Raw genomic sequence first — 23,314 nt, 5'->3', positions numbered from 1 at the left:
GCGTCTCGTCATCACGGTAGACGGCCGGTCTTCCGAACGACCCGTGGCATTCGCTTCGTCATTCGGTAAACGGTGTCAGCGGATGTCCCTAGCCGTCTTGGAACCGTCTGGAGAGATTACAGAACCGTCCCCCTCCCGCCTGACTAGCTATCCAAGGAGCGCAGCCCCTCGAAGCAGGTTCCGATCGGGTGATAGCCAGGGCCGGCAGTCGAACCCGGCTCGGTCTCGTAGAAATCGTTCTTCCGGGAGAGTTTCTCGTACCAATTCCCACCCTGGTGCGGTCAGATTCGCCTCGGCGTACTCCCACAGGCGGTCGTACCACTTCCGATATCGTTCATTGCCGACCCGTTTGGACAACGCAGCGGCCGCACCGATCCCCTCCGCGACCGGCCAGCCGTATTTGTCCTCGACGATCGGAGCGCCGTCTCTGTCGAAGGTGTAATAGAAGCCACCGTACTCCGCGTCCCAGCTGTGCTCGATCGTGGCGTCGAACAGCTCTTCGGCCCGGTCGAGCGCCCACGCGGTGTCCGTGTAGCGATCGAAGATCGCCAGCAGCTTCGCCCACTTGATATGGTGGTTGGGCTGGTACCCTCATTGACGGAACTGGTGGCGCGGTTGTACTCGATGTCATGCTCCCAGTCAGTGGTGTAGTGTTCCCACAGCAGTCCGTCGGTCGACTCAGCCTGTCGGACGGTCAGGGCGTGGCCGATGTCGGTGCCCCGGTTGAGGTACCGCTCTTCGCCGTTCACCTCGTGGGCGGCGAGCATGGCTTCGCAGGTGTGCATGTTGGCGTTCTGCCCACGGTAGTCCTCGCTCTCGGTGAAGTCAGGCATGAACGCACTCTTGCAGAGGTCGTAGTTGGGCCCCAGAAGCGCTCTATTCTGCACAGCGACCACCGAGCTAATGATCCGATTCGGTGTCTGCGTGGATTGACCTCCTCCCGCGCCTGAAGACGCGGATATGCGCTATCGGTCTGTATCAAAACCTCGCTGAACATGATCAAAGAGCGGAGACAAAACTGGAGAGAGGGACGTTCGTCAGTCGTCACTCATCGACGGCGGCATGTCGACACTCGAGTGCGGCTCGACACCCCAGTCCGTATTCGGGTCGCTGCCCATCGTCAGTTCGAGTGTTCCTCCATCTTCGAGATCCGCGTGCGTGAACCAGCTTTCGCGATGCGGTTCCCCGTTCAAGTGAGCGGTCTCAATGTAACGGTAATCGTCCGGGCTGTAATCTTGGCCGTTGGTCGTCACCGTAAACGTCCCGCCACCATAGTGGTACTTGGGAAGATTGATCTCCAGTTTCTCGAAGAGTGGGCTCCCGATGATGTACGTCCCTTGCGCCGGTGTGACCGGGTAGAACCCCATCGCGCTCAGTACGAACCAGGCTGACATTTGCCCGACGTCTTCGTTGCCAGGGATGCCGCCTGGACCGGTCGTGTACAGTTGGTTCGTGATATCTTGTACCACCTCCTGTGTCTTCCAGGGCTGCCCGGCGTAGTTGTAGAGGTAGGGGTAGTGGTGGTCGGGTTCGTTCCCCTGCCAGTAGTGGGAGAACGATTCGCCCCATCCTGGATAGATGAACTCCGAGAAATAATGGTCGAGGCGATCGACGAATGTCTCCTTGCCCATCAAGTCGATGAGACCGCCGACGTCCTGGAGGACGTGCCACGTGTACGACCACGAGTTCCCCTCAGTGAATCCGTCCCAGTCCGTTGGATCGAACGGCGTCTTCCACGACCCGTCGGAGAGCCGCGGACGCATGAACTTCGACGCTGGGTCGAAGACGTTCTTGTAGTAGCCGGCTCGCTTGATGAACCGTTTGAAGTCGTCGATTTTGTCCATCTCCTTTGCAACCTGGGCGATAGCGTAGTCGCAGTAGGTGTCCTCGAGCGTCGTTGAGACTGACCCCCACGCGCCACCGGTATCGTCGTGTGGGATATAGCCGTGTTCCTCGTACTGCTGTAGGCCCTGCCGACCGACGAAGTAGGTGTCATCGCCAGGGACCTTCGTGGAGTTCTTGTACATCGCCTCATAGGCCTTCTCAACGTCGTAGTCCCGCAACCCCTTCATGTAGGATTCAGCGATGATGGAGGTCGCATGGTCGGCGATCATCACGTTCGTGTACCGGTTCACGAACTGCCACTTCGGCAGCCACCCACCGTGGTCGTACATGTCTAACAAGGATCGGATGGCGTCGGTCTGAACCTCCGGCTCAATGATGTTTAAAAGGGGGTGCTCGGCACGGAAGGTATCCCATAGAGAGAACATCTGGTAGTGGTGGTAGCGCTCACCCTCCCGCTCAGCGACGTACACCTCATCGTCCATCCCCACATACTCACCGTTGGCGTCCTCGAAGATCGTCGGGCCGAGCATCGTGTGGTACAGTGACGTGTAGAACTTCACCTTGTTTTCGGCGTCCCCGTCGACCTGAATCCGTGAGAGGCGCTCGTTCCACGTTTCACTGGCGTCTGTGCGCACACCCTCGAAATTCCAATTCGGTACCTCGGCTTCGATGTTCGCAAGGGCGTTCTCAACGCTGACGTACGAGATGCCGACCTTCATGATGAGTTCGTCGCCCGCCTCGGTCGCGTACGTCGCGTACGCTCCGACGTCCTGGCCAGAGGCACTGGTCGACCCATCGTCGACGCTCGATCCACTCCAGGTTCCAGCCTCGTCGAAGGATTGCGAGAACGCAGCGGCGAAGTATATTGTGAAGCTCTCGGCGCCACTACAGAACGGATCAGGGACAGTCTGCGATCCGACGATGGTCTGATTATCGCGGATTTCGACGCTCGCATCGTCAAGTCCCGAGTCACCCAAATTATACGATGCATCGAGCGCAACGGTCGCCGTGTCGGTCTCGGGGAACGTATACCGATGGACGCCGACTCGGTCGGTAGCGGTGAGTTCGGCATCGACAGCGTAGTCCTCGAGTGTGACCGCGTAATACCCCGGCGAGGCCGTCTCGCTCTCGTGGGAGAACGCTGAACTCACGCTCGGGAGCTCGACCCCGACAGCGTCGCCGTCACCGTCGAAGGCGAGTGATTTCCTGCTCGCTCCGCTCTCCCACATCGGGTCACCGTAGACGACGCCAGGATGGTCGTGACCGGCGAGATCAGAAATCTGCTCGACGCCAGACTCTTCGAAGGAGAACCGAAAGACGGCGCTCTCACTGGCCGTGGCCGTGCCATCGGCGAGCGTCTGCACTTGGTCGGCAGTGAGGGCAGTGTCGAACAACGTGATCTCGTCAAGGGTCCCTTGGAAGTACTCTCCACCTCTATCAATTGCGGCTCCAATAGACCACGGAAGGCTACTCGGTGTCAGCGACCCGACGTTGTCCGAGGTTGCGGCGACCTTCTCTCCGTCGACGTAGATAGCGGCTCGATTGCCGCTTTCATAGGTTATCGCATAGTGGTGCCACTGATCGTCGGCGTACGTCCCAAAGTCGAACGAGAGGGTCTGAAAGCCATCGGCATCCTCGCTGAAGTATATGAGGTTGCCCGTCTCGCCCCCGTCCCACAGCTGGAGAGGCGTGATGTGTCGATCATGGCGAAAGACCGATGTAATCCCACCGGGCATATCGCCATCAGTCTTGAACCAGAACGACGCTGACACCGCCTCCGTCGGATTCAGCTCAGTACTCTTGAACCGCTCCAGCGGGGCAGTCATCGGCGTCGCCAGGAAGTTCCCCAGACCGAAACAGCCAGTGCCGGAGACGTGCGTGTGGCTGAAGCCAAGTATCTTGTTGTCCTCGAAGTGGTATCCTGCGATGTTCCCTCTCCCTGTGTCGGGACTGAGTTGCACCATCCCGTGGGGCCGCGTCGGCCCCGGAAACATGTTGGGATAGGGCATAGCTTCCCCACCGGATCCCGCAGCTTCCGCCCTCGCGGTGCCGATGAATGGATCGACGTACTCGACCGGCTTCTCCGCTGACGCCGGATCGACCCCAACGGGCCCGGTTCCTCGGTCGGCCGCTGTGGTTCCGAACGACGCGCCAAGGCTGGCGGCGGCCATCGCTTGCAATACCGAGCGTCGCGATAGTGTGTCGTATAGCTGATTCGTATCATCTGTTCCGTGAGTATTATGTGAACTCATGGGTGTTCCGTTTCGGTTTGTTCTTATACGTTATCTATTTGATCTGTCTGGATACGTTCGAGAGTACGTGTTTTGTCTATTTTCTTCTGATTATCTCAAGTAAAACACAGTAATGAAGTTAGATAAAGTTTATCCCTATCATATTATAAAAGCGCTCTAGCTTAGTGTTCACAGGTCGTTTTATTGACACACTGCTAAAATCAAATCGACCTCGCCACGAGACGGCGAACAGCGAGTAGATGATCGCTGACGGCGCTCCCATTCACGACACCACGACAGCCACTGATGACACCACTCGACAGCAACCATGGCGTGAGATGCAAATTAAACAAGTGAAGAGTGCACCAAGACTGGTTGACTGCGTGTCGCTCGTCGGCACCCTTCTCCAGTGCGGATACTGGCACCCCACACAAGCGCTCAGTGGTTTCCTCTTCTGTCCCGGCAGGGCAGACTGTCTACTTTTCTCGTCTGTTGCTCTTCCAAGGGTATCACGGCTATTCTCACCTGTGCTGGCCATCGGTAGTCCTATTCTGCTGTCGCGGGCGCGGTAGCGGTTGCTGTGCTATTGTGGCCTCTCCGCTGTGCGGCACACTGCCTGGTGCTGCTCATGGCGGCTTGCTGCCAGTGTTGTGTCGTTTTCCTGTTGTCATCACGTTGTTCTCAGCTGGCCCGCTGGGCGCATTGTTGGACTGTCCCCTTTTCGTCGGTCTATTCCCCTCAGGGTTCGGTACGGCTTGACTGTCCCACAGTCTCGCTCTCTTGTTTCCTCGTGTGACCTCGGGTAGACTGTCCCACTACTGTAGGTTCTCTTTCCTGTGGTTCTGCATAGTGGACTGTCCCATTCGTCGGCGTGTTCTGTCCGTCGCTTCTCGCGGGATTTGCTCGATCCTGCTGGAAACCCTCTGGGGTGCCACTTTCACTGTGTTGGTGGACGGCTAGATGGTTTAGACGTTATCTTATCTGCTTGACGATAGTTATTCAGACAATGATTTCGAGTGACGCTCAGGTTTTCTTTTCCCAATAGCTACGTTCCTTTGTTTGGTCCTATTGTATTCGCCGTTCTGGATTTGATACGGATTCGATACCAAATTATATACCAAGGGGGAGGGTGCATCAAAATATGGGCAAGGATTCGATACACCCAAAACAAGCACAAATTCTCAAAGTAGCGACCCAACTTACCGCACCAGTGACAACTCGTGACCTCACTAGCGAGACCAATCTCTCAAACAATACGATAGGCTATCACGCTGGTGAGTTGATTGAACAAGGCTACCTGGAGAAGGGCGAGATGCTAGACGTCGGCAGTTCCAATCGAGCGAACTCCTACCGACTCACAGACGAGGGAGCACAGGTAGCTGAAGATATTATGGCACCCGGTGAAACGGTCGAGCAGCTCCAGCAGGACGTCGAAGACCTCCAGGAGAAGAACGAGCAACTGGAGAACGAACTGGAGAACTTTCGGTCGGCAGTCCTGGAGCGGTTTACGGAAGTTGCAGAGAAGATTGACGAGATGGACAAGGATCGTTAGGGACTCGCAGGACCAAGTCCGGCTGCGATGATGAGCAGGACGAAGAAGAGGATATTCCTGAGAATACCACGGATGCCATTCACTGTCTGGGCGTTATGGCGGAATAGAACGATACCAGCGACGATAAGAGTCGCTCCTGAGAGGATTCCCCACGACTCTGAGTTCATAGCTACAAGACCGTAAGCTGCAGTCAGAACTCCGACGAATTTCGCGGCCTTTGCGTCTGCCCGATCGCTGAATATGAGTCCCATGCTCTATTTTCCTTTGGTTTCTATTAGGTTTATTCAGTCGCTTTCGTTATTATTCTTTCGTAGGTCTCGTTGAGCATGGAGAAGGAGTCCTTTCCACGTCATCCCGTGTCGTTCTTTGGTTTCCACGAGTTGATCGTATTGGTCTCGCGGAAGTTTGATATTAATATATTTTTGCTCGTCACTGCCGTCTTCATCAGACATTAGGACAACCTCTGTTGTACCTAAGGTTTATGTTAGTGTACATTATACTGTTTGTTGTGGTCTGTAATAAGCCTGAATTGGGCCATTACGACGCATATCGTGCTACTTGTACAGCATGCCAGATAAAACTCCCCTGATGAACCAATGAAATTCCTAAGTCAAACCCTCGAGCAAACTGGTACAGCAATCAACACGACCTGGAAGCGCATTATGGGCGATAGTATGCCACTCACGGCCGGCCAATTCGGTCAAGTCCTCGGCGCCATGCTCGCGACGCGGGCGACTATCGTCGTCGCTGTCGCCCAAAGTGGCCCCGGTCAAAATATCTGTTCGACCAGTCTCGGTCAGATGATTTCCTGGGGCGTTCCATCTGCCATGATCGTTGGTCTCGCTGGTTGTATCATGGCGATCGCAGGCGGGACAGCCGCTGAACCGTACTCTCGCAGCGGCAGTCAGCACTCCTCGCTGTCCCAGATGAAAGGGAAAGGATGGAAAGGAATCGGACAATTGATGATCCTCATTCCGGTGATTGCGATCGCCATCTCCTTCGGTGTGTTCCCGAACGCGATGTCGTGCATCCCGTTGGTCTGAGAACCCCTCTTTCACCCCTTCAGACATGGACTATCTTACCAGAGTCGTGCTTGGACTTCTCGTTGTGGTACTGCTAGCGACTAGCGGTGCCGCACAGGAACTCCCAACGACAGGCAACAACACGACCGCGGCGAACGCAACCACCACGAGCCCGACGACCGTGACGACTACTGCCCCGAATCAAAGCCACTGGACAGGTGGCGGCGGTGGCGGTGGTCTGATTAGCTTTGACCCGCTCGATTACCTGACTGGCCTTCTCGGTGCCTTTGGCAAACTTGCGACCGGGTCGGTGATGTGGCTATTCCGGCAAATCATCGATTTCCTCGTTGGCGTGAACCATCCCGTGAATAACGGTCCGATGGGGATATTCGGAACTCCGACGAATCAGCCGTATAAGGCTCTGTTCTGGCAAATCTATATACCGGTTACAATCGGCTTTGCTGGCGCGGTGTTGATCATGCTCGCCTCCGTCCGTGCGGCGGTGTCGCCGTTCACTGGCCTCATCAGTAGCGGCCGTCAGTCGGCGATTACGGTTGCTGTCATGGCGACTGTGGTCTGGTTCACGCTATGGTGGCCGCTCTCGACGTTCGTGGAGATGTTCGTCGATACGGCGGCGAACGCAATCGCCCCGAGTCCGAAGCAAATGACCAGTTCGTTCGGCAGTCTCGTCAAGCTTGGTTCGGCCCCGATTATCGGAGGCGTGACGTTCGCGGCGATCGGGTGGATCGAGATGGTCGTCCTCGCGATGGTCTACAAGCTCATCGACACTGCGCTTCTCGTCTACAAAGTTGGGATGCCGATTCTGATCACGGGCGCGTATCTTGGGCCACACCGTCGCATGCGCTCGCTGTGTAGTAGTCTCGCGTGGCAGTGGCTGAATTTCGTGACGATGTCGCTCCCGATGGCGTTCATCCTCCTCGTGAGTTGGACGCTGAAATGGTCGATTTCACTGAAAGGGTTGGGTGCCGTTCTGACGAGTATCGCGCTCCTCTTAATCGGCATTTTCTACCCGCTCTATTCGACCTATCTCACCTCTAAGGGTGGAATGGAACGGCTCTCGCGGAAAACCGTACGGAAGACACAGAACCAGTACAAGAAGTTCACCGCGTCAGATGACGACGAAGACAGTGGTGTCCTCGGACGTATCGGCGGGCGCTTCGGTCGCGGGACGGCCGCTGACGGAGGAACCCAACGAACGCTCGGGGACTACAGTCAGTCTTCGACGTACCGTGACCGCTTCAAACACACTCTCAGGAGGAAACCATGAGCAAACATGCGACAATCCTGTCGAACTACTCGCTGAACAGTGAAATTCTCGGTCGCTGGACCGAGAAAGAGATCTTCGTCAGTCTCGTGGCTCCGTGGGCGGCCCTCCTCGGGGCGATTACCGCGGGTGGCTGGCTTCGCATCGTCTTTATCATCGCGTTCGCACTGTCGCTCCTCGGCGGTATTATCGTCCTGTTCTGGGTACCGCCCGAACTTGACGTCGTCCGCTACCTGCGACTGCGCGTTAATCACATCACGAATCAATCCATCATGTTGCATGACTCCAACCCCTCCGAGAGTGGTATCACACAGCAAATCACGCCGTTCGTCCGGCTGACCGAACGCCTGCCGGTACTTCAGCAAATCCCGATCGTTCGGCTCCTCACCGCGCCGCGTCAGCGGACACAGGATATGGTGCCAGTCGAGCAGCCGATTCACGGCCACAATGCCATCAAGCAGTCTGATTCAACGATCTCAGCTTTGATTCGGGTAAAACCGGCGAACGTGATGGACAAAACGCCTGAAGCTTGGGAAGAGACCGTAAATGAGTTCGGGAAAATTCTTGCCGGGGCGATCGACCACGACGCACAGATGGTCAGCCGAATGCGGTCGGTGGACTACGGGAAGCGTCGCTCAACCTTCCGGAAGATGGCCCGGAAGTACGCCGAAGAAGACAACCACGTTCTCGCGGATATCTGCGAGGAGAAGGCGGCGAAAGAGACCCTCCTCGAAAAGACAACGATGCACCGAGAACACTACTTTGTCGTCTCGGTTCGCCCGGACGAAGTCGCATTCAGTGATGAATCCACGACCGGCGGCCTGAAGAACGTGCCCAAGCTCGGCCCGTGGTTGAAAAAACGCCGTCTCAAGCAGAAAATCGCCAGCGGCGAACTTGAACCGTCCATGCTCAAAGTCCTGGAGCAACGTGTCTCACTGATCACGAAGGGTCTCGAACGCCTCGAAGGGCTTCGCGCCTTCCCCGTGAGTGCAACGGAATACAGCCGTGTCCTAGCCGATCACTTCCAGGCGGCGAACGCCTACGCCTACGGCGACTTTGCGGCCCTCGTCCGTCAATCCCCGGCCGAACGCGGGGCGAACGCGGATTACGAAGTGACGAGCGGCTACGAGACGCTCGCCGACCAGCTCGATGCGTCGCCGGAACCGACACTCAACACGTCGTCCATCGCGACAGAAGTCCCAACACTCGGCAAGACGGTGCGCAACCAAGGCCAACCGGCGGCCGAGTCCATCCGGGATCTCGACAAGGGGCTCGCGGTCGAAGAACGCGAGGATACCGAGGAGAGCGACGACAGCGGCGAGAGTTCTATTCCCGTGACGGATGCCGAGTACACGAATCACTATCAGTCGCTCATCGCGCCACAAGAGACAGACACGAGCGACCCGCGAAGTCTCGTGCTGGATGGGACCGAACACACCTGCACACTGTGGATCGAGCATTGGCCCGCGAATCCGCACCCGAATATGCTGGATGCCGCGCTCTCCTACGCCCACCCTGGGGTTGCAGTGGACGTTACAACCCATCTGGTCGGTCTGGATCAGCAAGAGGCGCAGGACGACGCCCGGGACGCGAAACGCTCGCTCAAGTACAAGCGGGACAAGCTCGTCGAGAAGGACCACGACCGAACGGAGGAGTTGCAGGACAAGTATGAGACGGCCGCTGAAATCGAGTTGACGCTCCAGCAATCCGACTCAGGCCTGTTCAAGGCAGGGACGTACATCACGCTCCGGGCGGAAACCCAGGAGAGTCTCCAGGAGGCACGGAGCGAAATCATGTCCCTGCTCAAGGGGACACCCGCAAACTGCCGCCCGATGCTAGCCGACTACCATCACGACGAAGGCTTGCTGACGACTGCGCCACTCGCCTACGACTCGATCGGCAAGCAATTCGACATGCTCGGGCGTGGCCTCGGCGCGCTCTTCCCGTATCACTCACACAACGTCTATGAAACGGGTGGCGCACACTTCGGCACGCATGCCAAGCTGAATGAACCCGTGATGATCGACCCGTTCAAACGAACGAAAGGGTACAACATGGGCTTCTTTGGTGATATTGGGAGCGGGAAAACCATCCGGTCGACCGGCGTCGGCCTCGATCTCAAACTCCAGAATCCCGACTGGAAGTTCGTCGCGCTCGAACCGCTTCAGGAATTCAGCGGCCTGTGCCAACTCTTCGATGGCGAGCGGATCGTTGTCGGCGGTGACACCGGCCTGAATCCGTTGCACATCGAACCGACACCGGAGGACAAGCTGGAGGTTGTTGGGCGGGAAACGCCGTTCCAAGAGGCAAAGGAACGGGCGATTTCGGTGGTTGACCGCTACTACGATATCCGGGGCTACCCCCTCGGGAAGAAGCGCGGGGTCTGGGAGAAAGCAATCGATATCGCCTACCGTGACGCGGGGATCGACGAAGATCCGAGTACGCACGGTGAGGAGAGTCCGACGTTCATGGACGTGATCGACGTCTTCAAACAGATGGTCGAATCACCCGAGGAGTTCGTGCTGGTTGACGACGATGCGGGCGATACCAAGCGCGAACGCAAGACCAACGTCATCGACATTCTGAACAACGATATCGAACCGCTCCTCCCCGGCGGGAGCATGCACTATCTCGCGAAACCGATGGACGTCGATATTTCCGGGAATGACTTCATCTACATCGATCTCCAGATCACCGAGGGCAAGACCGATGACCGCCTGACGGGGCTGTTGATGCAGATCGTCTACTCGCTGGTGTACGAGCAAATCAAGGCTACGGACACGAAGACGCTGTTTTCGGTTGACGAAGCCCATTACATGACGAAATATGCGTCCTCGCTGGAGTTCTTCACCCAGTTCATCCGCCACAGTCGCCACTTCGACGTCTCGTGCATGTTCTCGACGCAATCCATTACAGAGTTCTTCAAGCGTGAATCCGAAGACGGCCTCACTGATGACGCTGATATTATCCTGAACAACTTGGCGACGATTGCAGTCCAGCCACTCGAAGAATGGAATGAGGAGCTGGCAGACGACCTCGGGTTTAGTCCTGCCGAGTATGCCTATGCCGACGACCTCGAAGCGGGGAGCGAACGCCTCGGGTACTCCGAAGCGTTGCTCCGCGTGAAAGGCGAGGGCTGCATCCCGACGCGCTTAGAGATGGACATGGACGTGAATCCGCGCGAGTTTGCTGTCCTGGACTACGACCCGACGGATCACGGCGAAGATTTCTGGGCCTACCTCCGCGAGCGAAGCGAAGCATGCTCTTGGACGGAGTTACCCCAGGGAATACCCGAACATGAGCCGGCACAGACAGCGCTCGCTGCGGATGGGGGCGAACGCGAATGAGTCTCCTGCCGAACCCATTCAGCAACGATGTGGATAAGCGCAAACAGGCGCGGTTGAACAACTACCCACCCCTCTCGATCGGAACGAACGGTGATGTGACACGGGACGCCCTTCGCGAGGAAATATCAGACGCTAGCCAGCATGTTGAGAAGGTCTATCACGTCACGCCGTACAAGAAGGGCGGTGGCCTCCAGAAGGGCCAGCGATTGCTTGAGTCGCTGCATGAGGTCGAGTACGGTGGCCGAAAGAACCAGCGAAACGAGAGCCCTGCACACGCCTTCGAACTGTACTACCATGACGGTCGTCTCGACTTCCGATTCGTGCCGGGGAGCGAACGCACGGCAGGGAAGCTCCGCCGGCAGATCATGAGCAACTACCCGAACGCGCAGGTCGAGGAAGCACCGCGCTCGTTCATGCAAGTACCGGACGGTGATCGGTATCTCGCGGGGGCGACGCTCGAACTCCTCCAACCGGACCCGCACATCCCGATTAAGCACTACGAGATTGAGCCGGATGACTTCGCACAGGATCCATACGGGGCAATCACCTCCGAGATGGTCAACGAGTTTGACCACGCCGAGACGGACGTCCTCGTCCAGATCGTCCTTCGCCCAGCGGAACACAGCTGGACCGAAGGCGTTGTCGAGAAGGCCAAGCGCATGCAGGAGCCGACCGAGACGTTCAACTGGAAATCGATCCCGGTGAACATGCTGATGGACGTTCTCGGGGAGGAGGATCTCGACTACACGCGGACGGAGGAACCACCGCAAGAGGTGAAGAACTCGGCGAGTATCATCGAGAATCAGATCAACGAGAAGGGCTACCACCTGAATATCAATATCTTCGCTCTGAGTGACGATCCGGACGAAGCCAGTCAGCGCGTGCGAAACGTGGCGAACGAGTTCGAGACGTTCTACCTCTCAACGTTCGATCAGGGCTTTGTACCGGTCTCCTATACCGACGACGACCTCCGCAAATTGTTCACGCAAGCAGCGGGTCGTCGGTGGGAAGATCGGAACATGATTCAGTCGACGAGCGCACTTGCTGGAGCGTGTCACCTCCTGGACGACGAGATCAGCACGCCGGGTGTGGAGTTCGTGACCGCACGAGCAGGCAAGGGTGTCCCAGTCGGCACGCCGCGCTTTGACTTCAAGCAGGTCGGCCTCGACCCGATGACCGCAACCCCGTTAGAGAAAGAGGCAGCCATGCTCAGGAACGCCGGGGCGGGGCGACCGTACTGGTACGGCCATGGTGTCCGAAACGGTGTTGAGGCGGGTGTGTGGCCCGAGATGTTCGAAGGCCACACGTTCCTCGATGGTGCCACCCGCCAGGGGAAAACGACGTTCCTCAAGCATCACACGAACCAGGTGATTCAACGCTCAGACGAGTTCATGCTCGCCTATGACCCGAAGGGACAGGACGGGCAAGACTTCGTGAGAGCCATCCCAGAGGCGGACGAGGACGACCTGATTTTCATCGATATCGGGGATCCGGACGCCGATCAACAGGTGACGCTGAATTTCCTTGAACCACCGTCGGACCTCGAACCAAATACACCAGCCTTCGATGAGTGGGCGCAAACGATCATCGAAGGCACGAAAGCACTCCTCGCCCAGTCCGGCGGTGAAGCGGACTTCTGGGGCGCGCGGATGGACCGCATCACCCTGACGATGGTCAAAGCGTTCGCCGACATGGACGAACCCTGTACGCTGATCGACCTCTACTACGCGGTCGCCTTTGCTCGTGAAGAGGTCTGGAGGCGGATTCAGGATCAAGGAATCAGGTGGGTCGAGTATGCCGAGAAAATCGCCGAGATGGATGATCAGGACGTCGATGCCATCTCAGGACGCCTGCAGAAGTGGGTGCAGACGCGGGAGCTACGAGAGTTAACGAGCGCTCCCGAGTCCTCAATCAACATCTTCGACGCCGTTCGTGAGGGCAAGAAGATCATCGTTCGCGATCAATCGACCAACGGCGAAGTCGGGAAGCTCGTCTCAAGCATGTTGCTCCGGCTTGTCTTCGTGGCCGTCCAGTGGTTAGATCGGAAGGGAGAGGCACCCGCGAAAACGCACGTGATTCTAGACGAGTTCAACGACATCATCAAGGGACAGTCGGGGATTACGAAGATTCTCAGTAACGCAGCAGGCTTCAACATGACCGTCATGGCCGCGTGTCAGGATCTCACCTCGCAGGTACCGAAGCCAATCTATCAGCGTGTCCTCGGGCAATGTGACTTCTTCGTAACGTTCTACCCTGGTCGGAAGGGCGAAGCGCAAGCGGTGGCGACGAAACAGGACGACGAGACGGACGCAGAGGACCTGATGGGCCTCGATAAGTACGAGTTCTACATGTGGCCGCGTGACGCCGAGAAGAGCCGGACGCACACCGTCAAGTGCAAAGGCCTGTTTCCGATCGACGAAAACGACCACGCCCGCGACTTCATCCGCTCGGACGACGAGATGGCCTCGCTCATCGCCCAGAGTAAGGAACACTATGGGATCGATCGCCGGACGGACGAGGAGATTGTCGCGGATCTCACGTTCTACAGTGGTGAGTTGCCCACGCCAGAGGAGATTGCCGGGAGTGAACTCACCGACCGAGAAAGCGCACTCATCTGTAAAGCCGTCTACGACGAGCAGCTCGCCCAGAATCCGGCTGATGGCTGGATTGGTGCCGATACCTGCCGAGCGCGTGTGGACGAGTATCTCACCCGTGACGTGCCGCATATGACGCACCTGTGGGACTTGCTCGAACAGATCTCGTCGCGGTACCTCGAACAGAAAACCGAGGGGCGAGATAGCTATCTCCGTGTCACCGAGAAGGGCAAGTACTGGACGCTCGCGACGGGGAAAGATCCGAAGTCGGGGAACAAACCGCACCGTGACCTGCTCCGAGACTCCTACGAGGCATTTACCCAACTCGGGATGACGATTGAACTCCCTGAGCAAGAAGACGCGGGCCATAATGCCCCGGATGGCCTCGGGTGGGTGCCGGTAGCCAACAAGGACGACCGCGTGCTAATGGCGCTTACAGGCGGCCGTGACGTGACGATTGAAGCTGAGTGTACGACTGGCGACGATGCCCCCGGACAAACCTGTCTGAACCTCGCGAAGGCTGTCAATGGCACAAAACGAGAGACGTGCTTATTCGTCGTTCGAGAGGACATTGTTGGCCGTGTTGAGACGACGCTTACAGACCCACCATTCCGTGCGCAAGGCGGCGAGTTCTACAACAGCAAACGAAATCTCCGGATCGACGGCGAGTTGATGGAGCGGCCCGCTGATGGGCCACGATCACTGTGGGAGTCCGAGGGACACGGGTACGTTCTCTCGGACACACAGCGCGAGCTCGCCCGCTTCCCGGATGCTGAGAGCATCTTCACGGACACAAGTCTGTATCCCGATGTCGAGGACGGTTCGCCGGTTAAGAAACCGTTCATCCCGGAATACGAGTTCGAGACCACGCCCTCGGATGACGATTATCGGATTCTCGTTGTCCCTGATCTTGGTCTCGACACTGAGTATACCGACGTCAACCCGGAAGAGGAACTCGCACTCCTACAGGATGGAACACGGCGAACGCTCGCTGAAATTCGAACCGGGAAGAACTCGGTGGACGACGGCGGGTCATGGATTGACCTCGATTCTCTCAGGAACAGCTAGAGCACCGATTAAAAACTATAGAGAACCTGTAACTTTCTAGAAGATGCGTTCTCCGGTTAGCTTTGAAGAATTAACGGGGAATTCAAAGCCTCTCTTCCTGGTTACCTCTATTACGCGGTCATAGAACTCATCATCTGCTTCTGGGCAAACTCATACTTCTTTTACCAAGATATCAATCTCTACCGAGATAGGGATGACATTTGGAATGAATTCATCAATTTCACTTACCGAGATCCCTTCTTCAGGTGTTTCTTTTTGTTGTCGGTGAAGGATTCGATATTTTCGTCGTACGTCACATCACCGTCACGATAGCGCACGTAGATGTCGTTCACGGCAGCTGCGTGTGACGCGGGACGCTCAACGGCGACATAATCCGGATCTGCACGTGTGAGATTCGAGACGAGGGTGTCAAGCTCACGCTGGCGAGTGTCGACGAGGACATCGTTGGCGCTCACATTCACCGTGTCGAGGTCCGGTTTGTCCATATGATACGTTCCGAGGAGAATGACCTAGACCTGCTCGGCTGTCGGCGTTGGCCACGTCGGCGTCTTCTGTGTGACCGCTTTTGGTCTGAGCATCGTGAGATGGAAGGGCAGACAGCCGAATAATTGTTTGTAGAAATACATCTCAATCAACCGAGTGATTGAAATTGACTTCAATACGAGGTCTCGGGAGGCGGGGATCGAAGTCACTTACTGAGTTCCTCCACGAATCTGAATTTGCCGTCGAAGATGAATGTCCGTTCCTCACCAGTCAGTTCTATTGGGCCGATGACCCGTCGCGGGTTCTCGGTCACGCTCGCAGTTCTTATTTCGAGGTGGTCCAGCGACCTCGCCGGTCCGCTCCCGATGCAGATCGACCGCTACCTGCTCGAGGCTGAGTCCGGCCAGCGATTCGACTGGAACGGGTTTCTTGACCGCGTTTGGAAGCGTGAGAACATGGCAGATCCAGACGATCAAGCGGACACTGCCTACCACGCCCGGGTAATCGTCGACGTTATGAGCGACGTCGTTCCCCTCGGTGAGATGCAACAAGTACACGATGGGCTTCCCGACGACGAAGACTGGGATGAACTATTCGAGCTGGTCGGTCAGGATACCCAATAGGAGTGATTTGCAGCAACGCTACGAGAAGACATCAATGCAACTTACGAGGGAATTGCATCGCTAGCGAAGCTAGCAGTCGTGAGATATTCATAAGGAATGGAATTCCGTCGATACTGGGTTTAGAGAGTGATGAGTGGAAGGAAGAGTCCTACTTGCGGTTTATACCGCCGAAGAACAACTCACCGACACTGGCGCTCATGTTACGGAAAATCATCGATCAAATTCAATGTAACGATAATGTGTTTGTAGACTAAACACTATATTTTGTCAACATTAAATCTGACTTAACTATGCAATCTCTCACTCCGTTCCTTCTCCAATGGACTCAGCTGCCTCAAAGAAGACGTCGAACTCGGCGGGCAGCTGCGAACGGACTTTCCGTTCGTCAGATCGCACCTACCCTCGGGTGACGACCGCCGCATACACCGCGCCCAGCAGGGTTCCGAAGATGACGTGTCCCACGAGGCTCTCAACCGCTATTGCCGGAATCACCCCCGCTCTCGCGTGGCCGACGTATCCCAGCCACGTGGGCATAACGATCACCGGCAAAATCGCCCAGATAGCTAACCCGTAGACGAAGCCCGCGGCGATAAGTCGCATCGCCAACCCCGTGCGGGCTAGCGCGTCCGTCTCGACATCGGCGGTGAGCCACCTTGCCACCGCGTCCCGGCTAACTATCGCGGCAAAGGTGACGCCGAGTATCACTCCGTGGAGCAGGTGAATCGCCCAGCCGACGGTCGTCGTCGGCTCCAGACCGTACAGCGCAGGGATAGACGCCTCGAGGAACTCTGGGTCCAGTGCCCACATCAGAACGCCGAAGGCCGCGGCACCCGCGATTCCGCCGAGTACACCACCGAGCAATGCGTTCGCTGCTGTACCGCCGGTGGTGTTCGACCGGGTATTGGCGAGTCCGCTCATCATGCGTGTGGTACGTTATCACAAATGAAAAATCCCCCTGCTATAGTTTGTCTCGAATTTGCTGGCTGTAGAAGCTATCGTTCGCGCTTGTGACTAACTGTAAGACCTTCATTTGTGTACGTTTCCATGGAATCGAGGGAAGTGGCCTTGTTGAACCCCTCAAGCGGTGATCGGTTTTAGTAACTGTGCTGAATAGAGGGCGCATATGCAGCACAAACCGGGAGCCAGTCAGCGAGATTCGCACTTGTTCAGTAGAGAGGAGACCGTTACCAATTTCAGGTCTGATCAGATTCGCCAAGTATGATTTCAGTCGAGTCCGTGATGTAAACCGGTGCTTCAGGTTGGGTATCAGAAACAGTGAGAAGGACAGCTTTGCCCCCATCATCTGGTTGAACAGGGACAACATCTCCGAGAGTGAGAAGGCGGTTCTGAACCTGTCTATGGATCACTTTTCTGGCTTCGACTCCTAAGTCTTCAAGATTCGTTTCGGGGAGGGTAACAGTGACCTCGTCAGGGGTAGTTCGGTTGAAGGTGATGGTATCAGCGTCAGGCCCTCCTACAAAACGCTGTACACTGACACACTCGCCCTTGTCGACGCCAGCGTTCTCACGGATGAACCCGTTCATCCGAATAGTTGCTGGGTTACGGTCAGCTTTCTTCATCGGCTTTGTCGTTGCGACTGTCGTTTGCTCGCCAGTGATCTCGACGGGCATACCAGGGGGGACGTCCAGCTGTTGGAACGTTTCTCGGTGAAGCCGAACAATGTTCTGCCCTTTATCATCCGGATACCCTTGGCCGACCAAGAGGGCAACCTCCCCGCTGATTGTCGGCGTTGCCATCTCGATGACTGTGGCGAGTGCCTCCTGAAAACTACCGGCCTGGTATTCTTGTCGTTCCTCATGGAGTGATTCCACTTCCTCGATAAGTCGGTTAGGTACATTTGGACGTGGCATACTCATCCTTGGTCTGAATTGGGGCTTCTTTTATCCCTATTCAGTACATTATATGTACGATTTTGATCCTTATATCTTTCTAGTGAAGAGTGTGCTAAGCATTAATAAATCGGCAGACTATGGCGCCCCCTCTAGTGGTGACGTCCACCAGTGGGCGAAGAAAGTTGATTTAAGTAAATAAGTTCATAATTTTCTTTACTTAGAATCATTTGCGAAACTCAGGGTCAGTATACATGTCTGCTGAACGGCTAATTCAGCATAGATTTCTCGGAGCAAACGAAGCCGCCTTGCTGCATTCACCCTCTGTATTCGGCATACCAGTTCCGTCAGTTGTTGAGGATTTCAACAGAACCACTCATTCTATGATGACTACCTCTCACTCTCAGTGGCACTGTTTTGCTGAGACCACCCTTATAGGGATTAGCGAAAGAATCCAGACATTGGTTCCTTTTACTCACCAGTGACTGTCAGAAACGTCGTGTGAGATACAGAGCGCGTATCGGTCACTCAACTTTGGTATTAAACACAAATTCTGTCTGATTTCCCGAAAGGAGTACTCGTCAGAGCAGTCCAGGCAGGGAGGCGGAGTTGTGCTACTCCTTGTTACAGCCTGATGACGCAGTCACGTCGAACGCCGCCGGATCGGTGTCCACGACCGCGGGGAGTTGCCGGAGTTGCGGGCATAAAAGTACAATCTAGTCGAAAATGCGGCGAAGGGGTGTTTTGGCGTGATTTCCCGGGGAAACACAGTCAGAAATCTATTCGCCGCGATATGGCCACGAACGATACTACCCGCGCTCGCGGGCAAGTTGCGGGCTGATCTCTTCTTCTACGATGTCACCGCGCTCCTTGGGCGTGAGTTTGGAAAGGTCACGGTTTTCAGACGCAACCTGGGGATCGCTAAACGGTTGTTGCGATTGGTTCGATGGTTTTTGACTCTACAGAAAGGATTTGGTCTTTCAAATTGATTTTAGACCATGAAGAGACGGACATTCCTCGCGAGTGCGATGGCCACGGTGACGATATCGTCCGGTTGTCTGTCCAACCATGGTCGTGGATTCGGGGCGAGTAGCGTATTAAAGCCGACCGGAACGACACCCACTCTGTCCAGCAATAATGAAACCTACAAAGAGCGATTCACCACCGGCGGGAGATGGTCCGTTCACGGGTTCAACGCTGGTCGAAGTGGATACAACCCCAACACGACCCCCCCACGAGGTGCCGTCGGTGCTGCCTGGTTACGGACTCCTCGTGCAGGCCAACGCTCCTCTGGAACGACTCCGCCAGTGACCGACGATAGCCAAGTGTATGTCGGGTCATGCGAACAAGTGAAGGAAAATCAACGACGCGGGATTGTCACCGCCTTTGATGGAGAAACGGGCGACTGGGTCTGGCTTACAACTATTGCTTCGGATACTATCTCAGGTATCGCTTACGGGGATGAGATGATTCTCGCAATCGGTTATACATATGGATCCAACAGTACCACTCTCATTGCCCTCGCAGCGACTGACGGGCATGAACGGTGGCGCATCGATCTATCAGGGAATCCAAACGGTGGGCCGGTCGTCATTCCACATGAATCATATTATGATGTATGGCCATAACCTGAGTAGACTATCAAGCCGCTATATCATCAGATCAATTCTATCCGTCCGTGATTTCACCACCAGTGGATCCGCTAAACTCTATTTGCTTACCCTGAGTCGGAAACTGACGACGAATACACTGTTCGCTGGCGGACACGGCTTTCGTGCTTCTCTGAGGGCGACGATCCGCCAATTTCCACTTCCGCTTATCGCTGAAACCCGGCGTACGTAACTTTGTTAATATCTAGCAAGGTATTTCGCTTAGAGTGGCCAATAGATATCCAGGTTGCTATGGCACAAGACCACTGGACAATAGACGACGCTGCACAGACACTTAGGGAACGGTTCCGTGGTGATCTCCTCCGGCAGGGCGACGAAGACTACGACGAAGTGCGCACGATTTGGAACGCGATGATCGATCGAAAGCCGGGACTCATCGCCCGTCCTACCGGCGCAGCGGATGTCGTGACTGCCGTCGACTTTGCCCGAGAAAACGACCGAGTGACCGCCGTAAAGGGCGGCGGTCACAGCGTCGCCGGTAACGCCGTCTGTGACGGTGGGCTAATGATTGACCTCTCCAACATGAATGATGTACGTGTCGACCCGACGGCGCACACGGTTCGAGTAGGGCCGGGCGCGACGCTGGGCGATATGGATCATGAAACGCAAGCATTCAGCCTCGCCGCACCGGGTGGCGTCGTTTCGACTACCGGTGTCGCCGGCCTCACACTTGGCGGTGGCTTCGGCTGGCTTGCCCGGAAATACGGTCTCGCGATCGACAACCTCCGATCAGTCGATGTCGTCACGGCGGATGGGAAGATAGTGTCCGCGAGTACGGACGAGAACGGAGATCTCTTCTGGGCGGTTCGCGGTGGGAGCGGGAACTTCGGGGTCGTTACATCATTTGAGTTTGACCTGCACGAAGTCGGTCCGGAAATACTCTTCGGGCCGGTTGTTTACCCTTATGAAGATGCGCCCGACGTACTCCGCCACTACCGAGAATTCGCTCGTAATGTACCGAACGAGTGTTGCATCTGGGCGGACAGTATGACGGCACCACCGCTACCGTTTCTTCCAGAGGACATTCACGGTACCACGGTTCTTGTCCTCATGCAATCCTACGCGGGCGACCTCGAAGAGGGCGAGAACGTGCTCGAACCGCTCCGCGAGCATGGCGATCCCATCGCCGACGCTGTCGCACCGATTCCGTACACAGCAGCGCAGAGCACGTTCGATGACTTACTTACTCCGGGCGCACGTAACTACTGGAAGTCACATAATTACACGGAGCTCACCGACAAGACACTCGACACCATCGTCGAATACATCGAACGGCTCCCGACGCCGCAGTCCGAGATCCTCATCCACCAAGTCGGGGGAGCCATCAACGATGTCGCGTCGGATGCGACTGCATATCCACATCGAGACGCGGAGTTCATCGTGACCCCCAGTGCGCGCTGGGAGGATCCGACGAAAGACGATGAGTGTATCGCGTGGGTTCGAGAATGCCACGACGCACTCGCCAATGATGCCACCGGCGGAACGTACGTGAACTTTGAGGGAGAGCGTGAAGGCCAAGAACAGAACGCCTACGGAGAGAACTACGACCGACTGGTCGAACTCAAAAACAAATACGACCCGATGAATTTGTTCCGAATGAACCAGAACGTCGAGCCGACCGTCTGACGATCCACTTTATACCGTTCTCTGTCCATGAAGATGAGCGCAATGAGAGAAACCGCGTTCGCCAGCATCGGTGAAAATCTCATCTAGATCCTGAATCGGTGGCTTCCTCGAAGTCACACAGAATAATGGGGGCAGGAGACAGAATCGTCCCAATTCGTGTCAGTATAGGAAAAGGTTATCTCCGTCGCGAGCGTACTAGATATTGCTATGGCCACACAAGCAACCACTCTCGAGAAGAACAAGCAACTTGCCCGCCGCGTTCCGGAGGACATCGCAACGGAGGGAAATCTCGATCTCATTGACGACCTGTACACGGAAGACGCCATCGAGCATGGCCCCTTTGGTGACGAACATGGCCGAGCGACGATCCGAAAGTCCTTCGAAGACTTTCTCGCTACGTTCGCTGACTTCTCGGCGACCGTCGAGGACATCATCGCCGAAGGCAACACGGTTGCAATGCGCGTCACGCTTCGAGGATCCCAAAAGGGCGAGTTCATGGGAACCGAACCCACCGGGCAAACGTTCGAGGTGCAAAATATGGTCTTCACGCGCATCGAGGACGGAATGATCGTCGAACGTTGGATCCAGCCGGATACGCTCGGGTTGATGCAGCAACTCGGTGTTGTCGAATCACCCACACCGTAATCCTCCAACGTATAGTGATGTTACATGGCTATCTTTCTAGCGTTTCACTTATGAGGTACCTGTTGACGCGGAGGTAACCGGTGGATACATTCATTCATCGGTCGCTCAGCAAGACGTCGGCACAACCATCTATATAGCTGTCCACGCTCGTATCCTCGCCCTACGGGGTTTGCGCGTGGGAACGTTCGCTTCCGTGGCGAACATATGTACGTCAATGCAGTCGAGAGCAACCCGTGATTCATGGCGAACGCATCCGGAAAAGAAAAAGATCGCATGCGGTAAACTCCAACGAAATTATGCCGATTAGCCTGGACTGGAAACCCGGACACGTAGAGTTTCGCATTCTACAAAAACAGCAACGAACGGTATGGCCATGGATCATGTTCGACGGCTCATTCGCTGGCTCACCTGATCCTGATTTGACACTACAGTAAAGGTCTACCTCCAATAGGAAACGTAACCAGGTATGAATTTGTTGGACAATCCACTTAGAACGTTCCTAACCGTCGAGTGATGCATTCGGCTGTCTGTTCATCTCGAATATACAGGATAGGTGAACTGCTATAATTCTCCATGAAAGATTATGGTATGTTGATGGTGTCTAGAATTATGACTCCCCGATAAGGTCGATTATAATTCTTTATCGGAAATCGTCCAGACAGGTCGGCGATCCCAGTAATGGCTTACAACCGACCTTACGAGGAATCAGGAAATTACAATGACAGCCCAAGAAACTCCTGAGATCAAAACTGCAGCGAAGGCCGATGAATAGCACGTTATCGATACTCTCGTACTCGCGTTCAGTTCAGACCCGGTTATGCGGTGGTTCTACCCTAATTCGCATGACTACATGCAATATTTTCCGGAGTTTCTAAAGCGACTCGGTGGCAAGGCATTTGACCACGGTACGGCCCATTACGTTCACGATTTCGGCGCAGCTGCGCTTTGGCTTCCACCAGATATGCCCCTAGACGAAGAGGCGATAGGTGCGCTGTTTCAGGAGACCCTATCGGCGAAGCGCCAAGAGCAGGCATGGTCAGTTCTCGAGCAGGTCGACAACTATCATCCCAACGAGCCATTCTGGTACTTACCGGCCATCGGTGCCGATCCCACCCAACAGCGTAGGGGATCTGGGTCAGCACTGATGAAACACGCACTCGCTACATGTGATGAAGAGGATACCCTTGCATATCTCGAATCAAGTAACCCCCAGAATATCTCACTCTATGTCCGGCAAGGGTTCGAGATACTCGGCACGATCCATGGGGACACGATGCCGCCCCTCATTCCGATGCTACGCGAGCCTCAGGCGTGAGGCACCAGCCGCATTCATCGAATAAACCGCGGTTGTCTTGATGAATCCAACCCCCGTCTTGAGCGATTATACTCCTCAATGGATGCACCTCGGAACATGCTGCATACGCGTACTGTGTCTCATCAGACCATTTCTGTCCGACAAACTCTATTGAATCC

General features: G+C 55.8%; 16 protein-coding genes and 1 pseudogene. 10 read left to right on the top strand and 7 right to left on the bottom strand.

Annotation, left to right across the window (positions count from 1 at the left end):
- Positions 1-147 precede the first annotated feature (147 nt).
- The 3 genes and pseudogenes from LIW51_RS38890 to LIW51_RS34435 all read right to left on the bottom strand — a co-directional run bounded on the left by LIW51_RS38890 (position 148) and on the right by LIW51_RS34435 (position 4,097).
- Positions 148-546: an AGE family epimerase/isomerase gene (locus LIW51_RS38890; RefSeq protein ID WP_255767733.1), complete on the bottom strand. Its 399-nt coding sequence runs from the start codon at positions 544-546 to the stop codon at positions 148-150.
- Between the two features lie 122 nt (positions 547-668).
- Positions 669-887, bottom strand: a pseudogene (locus tag LIW51_RS38885) (AGE family epimerase/isomerase); the annotation flags it as partial.
- A 150-nt stretch (positions 888-1,037) separates the two neighbouring features.
- Positions 1,038-4,097: a GH92 family glycosyl hydrolase gene (locus LIW51_RS34435; protein WP_227380505.1), complete on the bottom strand. Its 3,060-nt coding sequence runs from the start codon at positions 4,095-4,097 to the stop codon at positions 1,038-1,040.
- A gap of 1,120 nt (positions 4,098-5,217) precedes the next feature.
- Between LIW51_RS34435 and LIW51_RS34430 the strand changes: the two genes are divergently transcribed.
- Positions 5,218-5,628, top strand: a complete 411-nt coding sequence (locus LIW51_RS34430; protein ID WP_227380504.1) for a coiled-coil domain-containing protein — start codon at positions 5,218-5,220, stop codon at positions 5,626-5,628.
- Here LIW51_RS34430 and LIW51_RS34425 read toward each other — a convergent pair.
- Positions 5,625-5,879, bottom strand: a complete 255-nt coding sequence (locus LIW51_RS34425; RefSeq protein WP_227380503.1) for a hypothetical protein — start codon at positions 5,877-5,879, stop codon at positions 5,625-5,627. The two genes, LIW51_RS34430 and LIW51_RS34425, sit on opposite strands and share 4 nt — an antisense overlap.
- Before the next feature lie 423 nt (positions 5,880-6,302).
- On the opposite strand from LIW51_RS34425, the gene LIW51_RS34420 reads away from it, so the two are divergent.
- Genes LIW51_RS34420 through LIW51_RS34405 form a run of 4 tightly spaced genes read left to right on the top strand, consistent with a single transcriptional unit; the run spans position 6,303 to position 14,944 of the window.
- Positions 6,303-6,671 carry a hypothetical protein gene (locus tag LIW51_RS34420; RefSeq protein WP_227380502.1) on the top strand — a complete coding sequence of 123 codons (369 nt, stop codon included), beginning with the start codon at positions 6,303-6,305 and terminating at the stop codon, positions 6,669-6,671.
- A gap of 25 nt (positions 6,672-6,696) precedes the next feature.
- The gene (locus LIW51_RS34415) at positions 6,697-7,938 is read left to right on the top strand and encodes a TrbL/VirB6 family protein (RefSeq protein ID WP_227380501.1); all 1,242 of its coding nucleotides are present in this window, start codon (positions 6,697-6,699) and stop codon (positions 7,936-7,938) included.
- Positions 7,935-11,282, top strand: a complete 3,348-nt coding sequence (locus LIW51_RS34410; RefSeq protein WP_227380500.1) for a VirB4 family type IV secretion system protein — start codon at positions 7,935-7,937, stop codon at positions 11,280-11,282. Before LIW51_RS34415 ends, LIW51_RS34410 begins: the two co-directional genes overlap by 4 nt.
- Positions 11,279-14,944, top strand: a complete 3,666-nt coding sequence (locus tag LIW51_RS34405; RefSeq protein WP_227380499.1) for a DUF8128 domain-containing protein — start codon at positions 11,279-11,281, stop codon at positions 14,942-14,944. The genes LIW51_RS34410 and LIW51_RS34405 overlap by 4 nt, the downstream gene beginning before the upstream one ends.
- 224 nt (positions 14,945-15,168) lie before the next feature.
- Here the strand turns inward: LIW51_RS34405 and LIW51_RS34400 are convergent, their stop codons facing one another.
- Positions 15,169-15,429 carry a hypothetical protein gene (locus LIW51_RS34400; protein ID WP_227380498.1) on the bottom strand — a complete coding sequence of 87 codons (261 nt, stop codon included), beginning with the start codon at positions 15,427-15,429 and terminating at the stop codon, positions 15,169-15,171.
- Between the two features lie 285 nt (positions 15,430-15,714).
- Here LIW51_RS34400 and LIW51_RS34395 point away from each other — a divergent pair, with 285 nt between their 5' ends.
- Entirely contained in the window at positions 15,715-16,050 is a 336-nt protein-coding gene (locus tag LIW51_RS34395) for a DUF2267 domain-containing protein (RefSeq protein ID WP_227380497.1), read from the top strand.
- Positions 16,051-16,446: 396 nt separating this feature from the next.
- Here LIW51_RS34395 and LIW51_RS34390 read toward each other — a convergent pair whose 3' ends face one another.
- Together LIW51_RS34390 and LIW51_RS34385 are read right to left on the bottom strand one after the other, a co-directional pair.
- The gene (locus LIW51_RS34390) at positions 16,447-16,968 is read right to left on the bottom strand and encodes a histidine kinase (RefSeq protein WP_227380496.1); all 522 of its coding nucleotides are present in this window, start codon (positions 16,966-16,968) and stop codon (positions 16,447-16,449) included.
- 275 nt (positions 16,969-17,243) lie between these two features.
- Entirely contained in the window at positions 17,244-17,807 is a 564-nt protein-coding gene (locus LIW51_RS34385) for a hypothetical protein (RefSeq protein ID WP_227380495.1), read from the bottom strand.
- A 1,400-nt stretch (positions 17,808-19,207) separates the two neighbouring features.
- Between LIW51_RS34385 and LIW51_RS39705 the strand changes: the two genes are divergently transcribed.
- The 4 genes from LIW51_RS39705 to LIW51_RS34365 all read left to right on the top strand — a co-directional run bounded on the left by LIW51_RS39705 (position 19,208) and on the right by LIW51_RS34365 (position 23,156).
- On the top strand, positions 19,208-19,528 hold the full coding sequence (locus LIW51_RS39705) for an outer membrane protein assembly factor BamB family protein (protein ID WP_368411910.1): 321 nt from the start codon (positions 19,208-19,210) through the stop codon (positions 19,526-19,528).
- 273 nt (positions 19,529-19,801) lie between these two features.
- Complete coding sequence (locus LIW51_RS34375; RefSeq protein ID WP_227380494.1) at positions 19,802-21,196, top strand: FAD-binding oxidoreductase; 1,395 nt, start codon at positions 19,802-19,804, stop codon at positions 21,194-21,196.
- Between the two features lie 207 nt (positions 21,197-21,403).
- Positions 21,404-21,841, top strand: coding sequence for an ester cyclase (locus tag LIW51_RS34370; protein WP_227380493.1), 438 nt, complete (start codon positions 21,404-21,406; stop codon positions 21,839-21,841).
- A gap of 850 nt (positions 21,842-22,691) precedes the next feature.
- On the top strand, positions 22,692-23,156 hold the full coding sequence (locus LIW51_RS34365) for a GNAT family N-acetyltransferase (RefSeq protein WP_227380492.1): 465 nt from the start codon (positions 22,692-22,694) through the stop codon (positions 23,154-23,156).
- Positions 23,157-23,314 lie beyond the last annotated feature (158 nt).

It is taken from the genome of Haladaptatus halobius (assembly GCF_020618475.1).
In the GTDB taxonomy this organism is placed as follows: Archaea; Halobacteriota; Halobacteria; order Halobacteriales; family Haladaptataceae; genus Haladaptatus; species Haladaptatus halobius.
This window is presented reverse-complemented; position numbering and strand designations above follow the sequence as displayed.

Coding starts and splice junctions, on each gene's coding strand:
- LIW51_RS34435 (WP_227380505.1), bottom strand. CDS start 4,097: ATGAGTTCACATAATACTCACGGAACAGATGATACGAATCAGCTATAC.
- LIW51_RS34430 (WP_227380504.1), top strand. CDS start 5,218: ATGGGCAAGGATTCGATACACCCAAAACAAGCACAAATTCTCAAAGTA.
- LIW51_RS34425 (WP_227380503.1), bottom strand. CDS start 5,879: ATGGGACTCATATTCAGCGATCGGGCAGACGCAAAGGCCGCGAAATTC.
- LIW51_RS34420 (WP_227380502.1), top strand. CDS start 6,303: ATGCCACTCACGGCCGGCCAATTCGGTCAAGTCCTCGGCGCCATGCTC.
- LIW51_RS34415 (WP_227380501.1), top strand. CDS start 6,697: ATGGACTATCTTACCAGAGTCGTGCTTGGACTTCTCGTTGTGGTACTG.
- LIW51_RS34410 (WP_227380500.1), top strand. CDS start 7,935: ATGAGCAAACATGCGACAATCCTGTCGAACTACTCGCTGAACAGTGAA.
- LIW51_RS34405 (WP_227380499.1), top strand. CDS start 11,279: ATGAGTCTCCTGCCGAACCCATTCAGCAACGATGTGGATAAGCGCAAA.
- LIW51_RS34400 (WP_227380498.1), bottom strand. CDS start 15,429: ATGGACAAACCGGACCTCGACACGGTGAATGTGAGCGCCAACGATGTC.
- LIW51_RS34395 (WP_227380497.1), top strand. CDS start 15,715: ATGACCCGTCGCGGGTTCTCGGTCACGCTCGCAGTTCTTATTTCGAGG.
- LIW51_RS34390 (WP_227380496.1), bottom strand. CDS start 16,968: ATGAGCGGACTCGCCAATACCCGGTCGAACACCACCGGCGGTACAGCA.
- LIW51_RS34385 (WP_227380495.1), bottom strand. CDS start 17,807: ATGGCAACGCCGACAATCAGCGGGGAGGTTGCCCTCTTGGTCGGCCAA.
- LIW51_RS34375 (WP_227380494.1), top strand. CDS start 19,802: ATGGCACAAGACCACTGGACAATAGACGACGCTGCACAGACACTTAGG.
- LIW51_RS34370 (WP_227380493.1), top strand. CDS start 21,404: ATGGCCACACAAGCAACCACTCTCGAGAAGAACAAGCAACTTGCCCGC.
- LIW51_RS34365 (WP_227380492.1), top strand. CDS start 22,692: ATGCAATATTTTCCGGAGTTTCTAAAGCGACTCGGTGGCAAGGCATTT.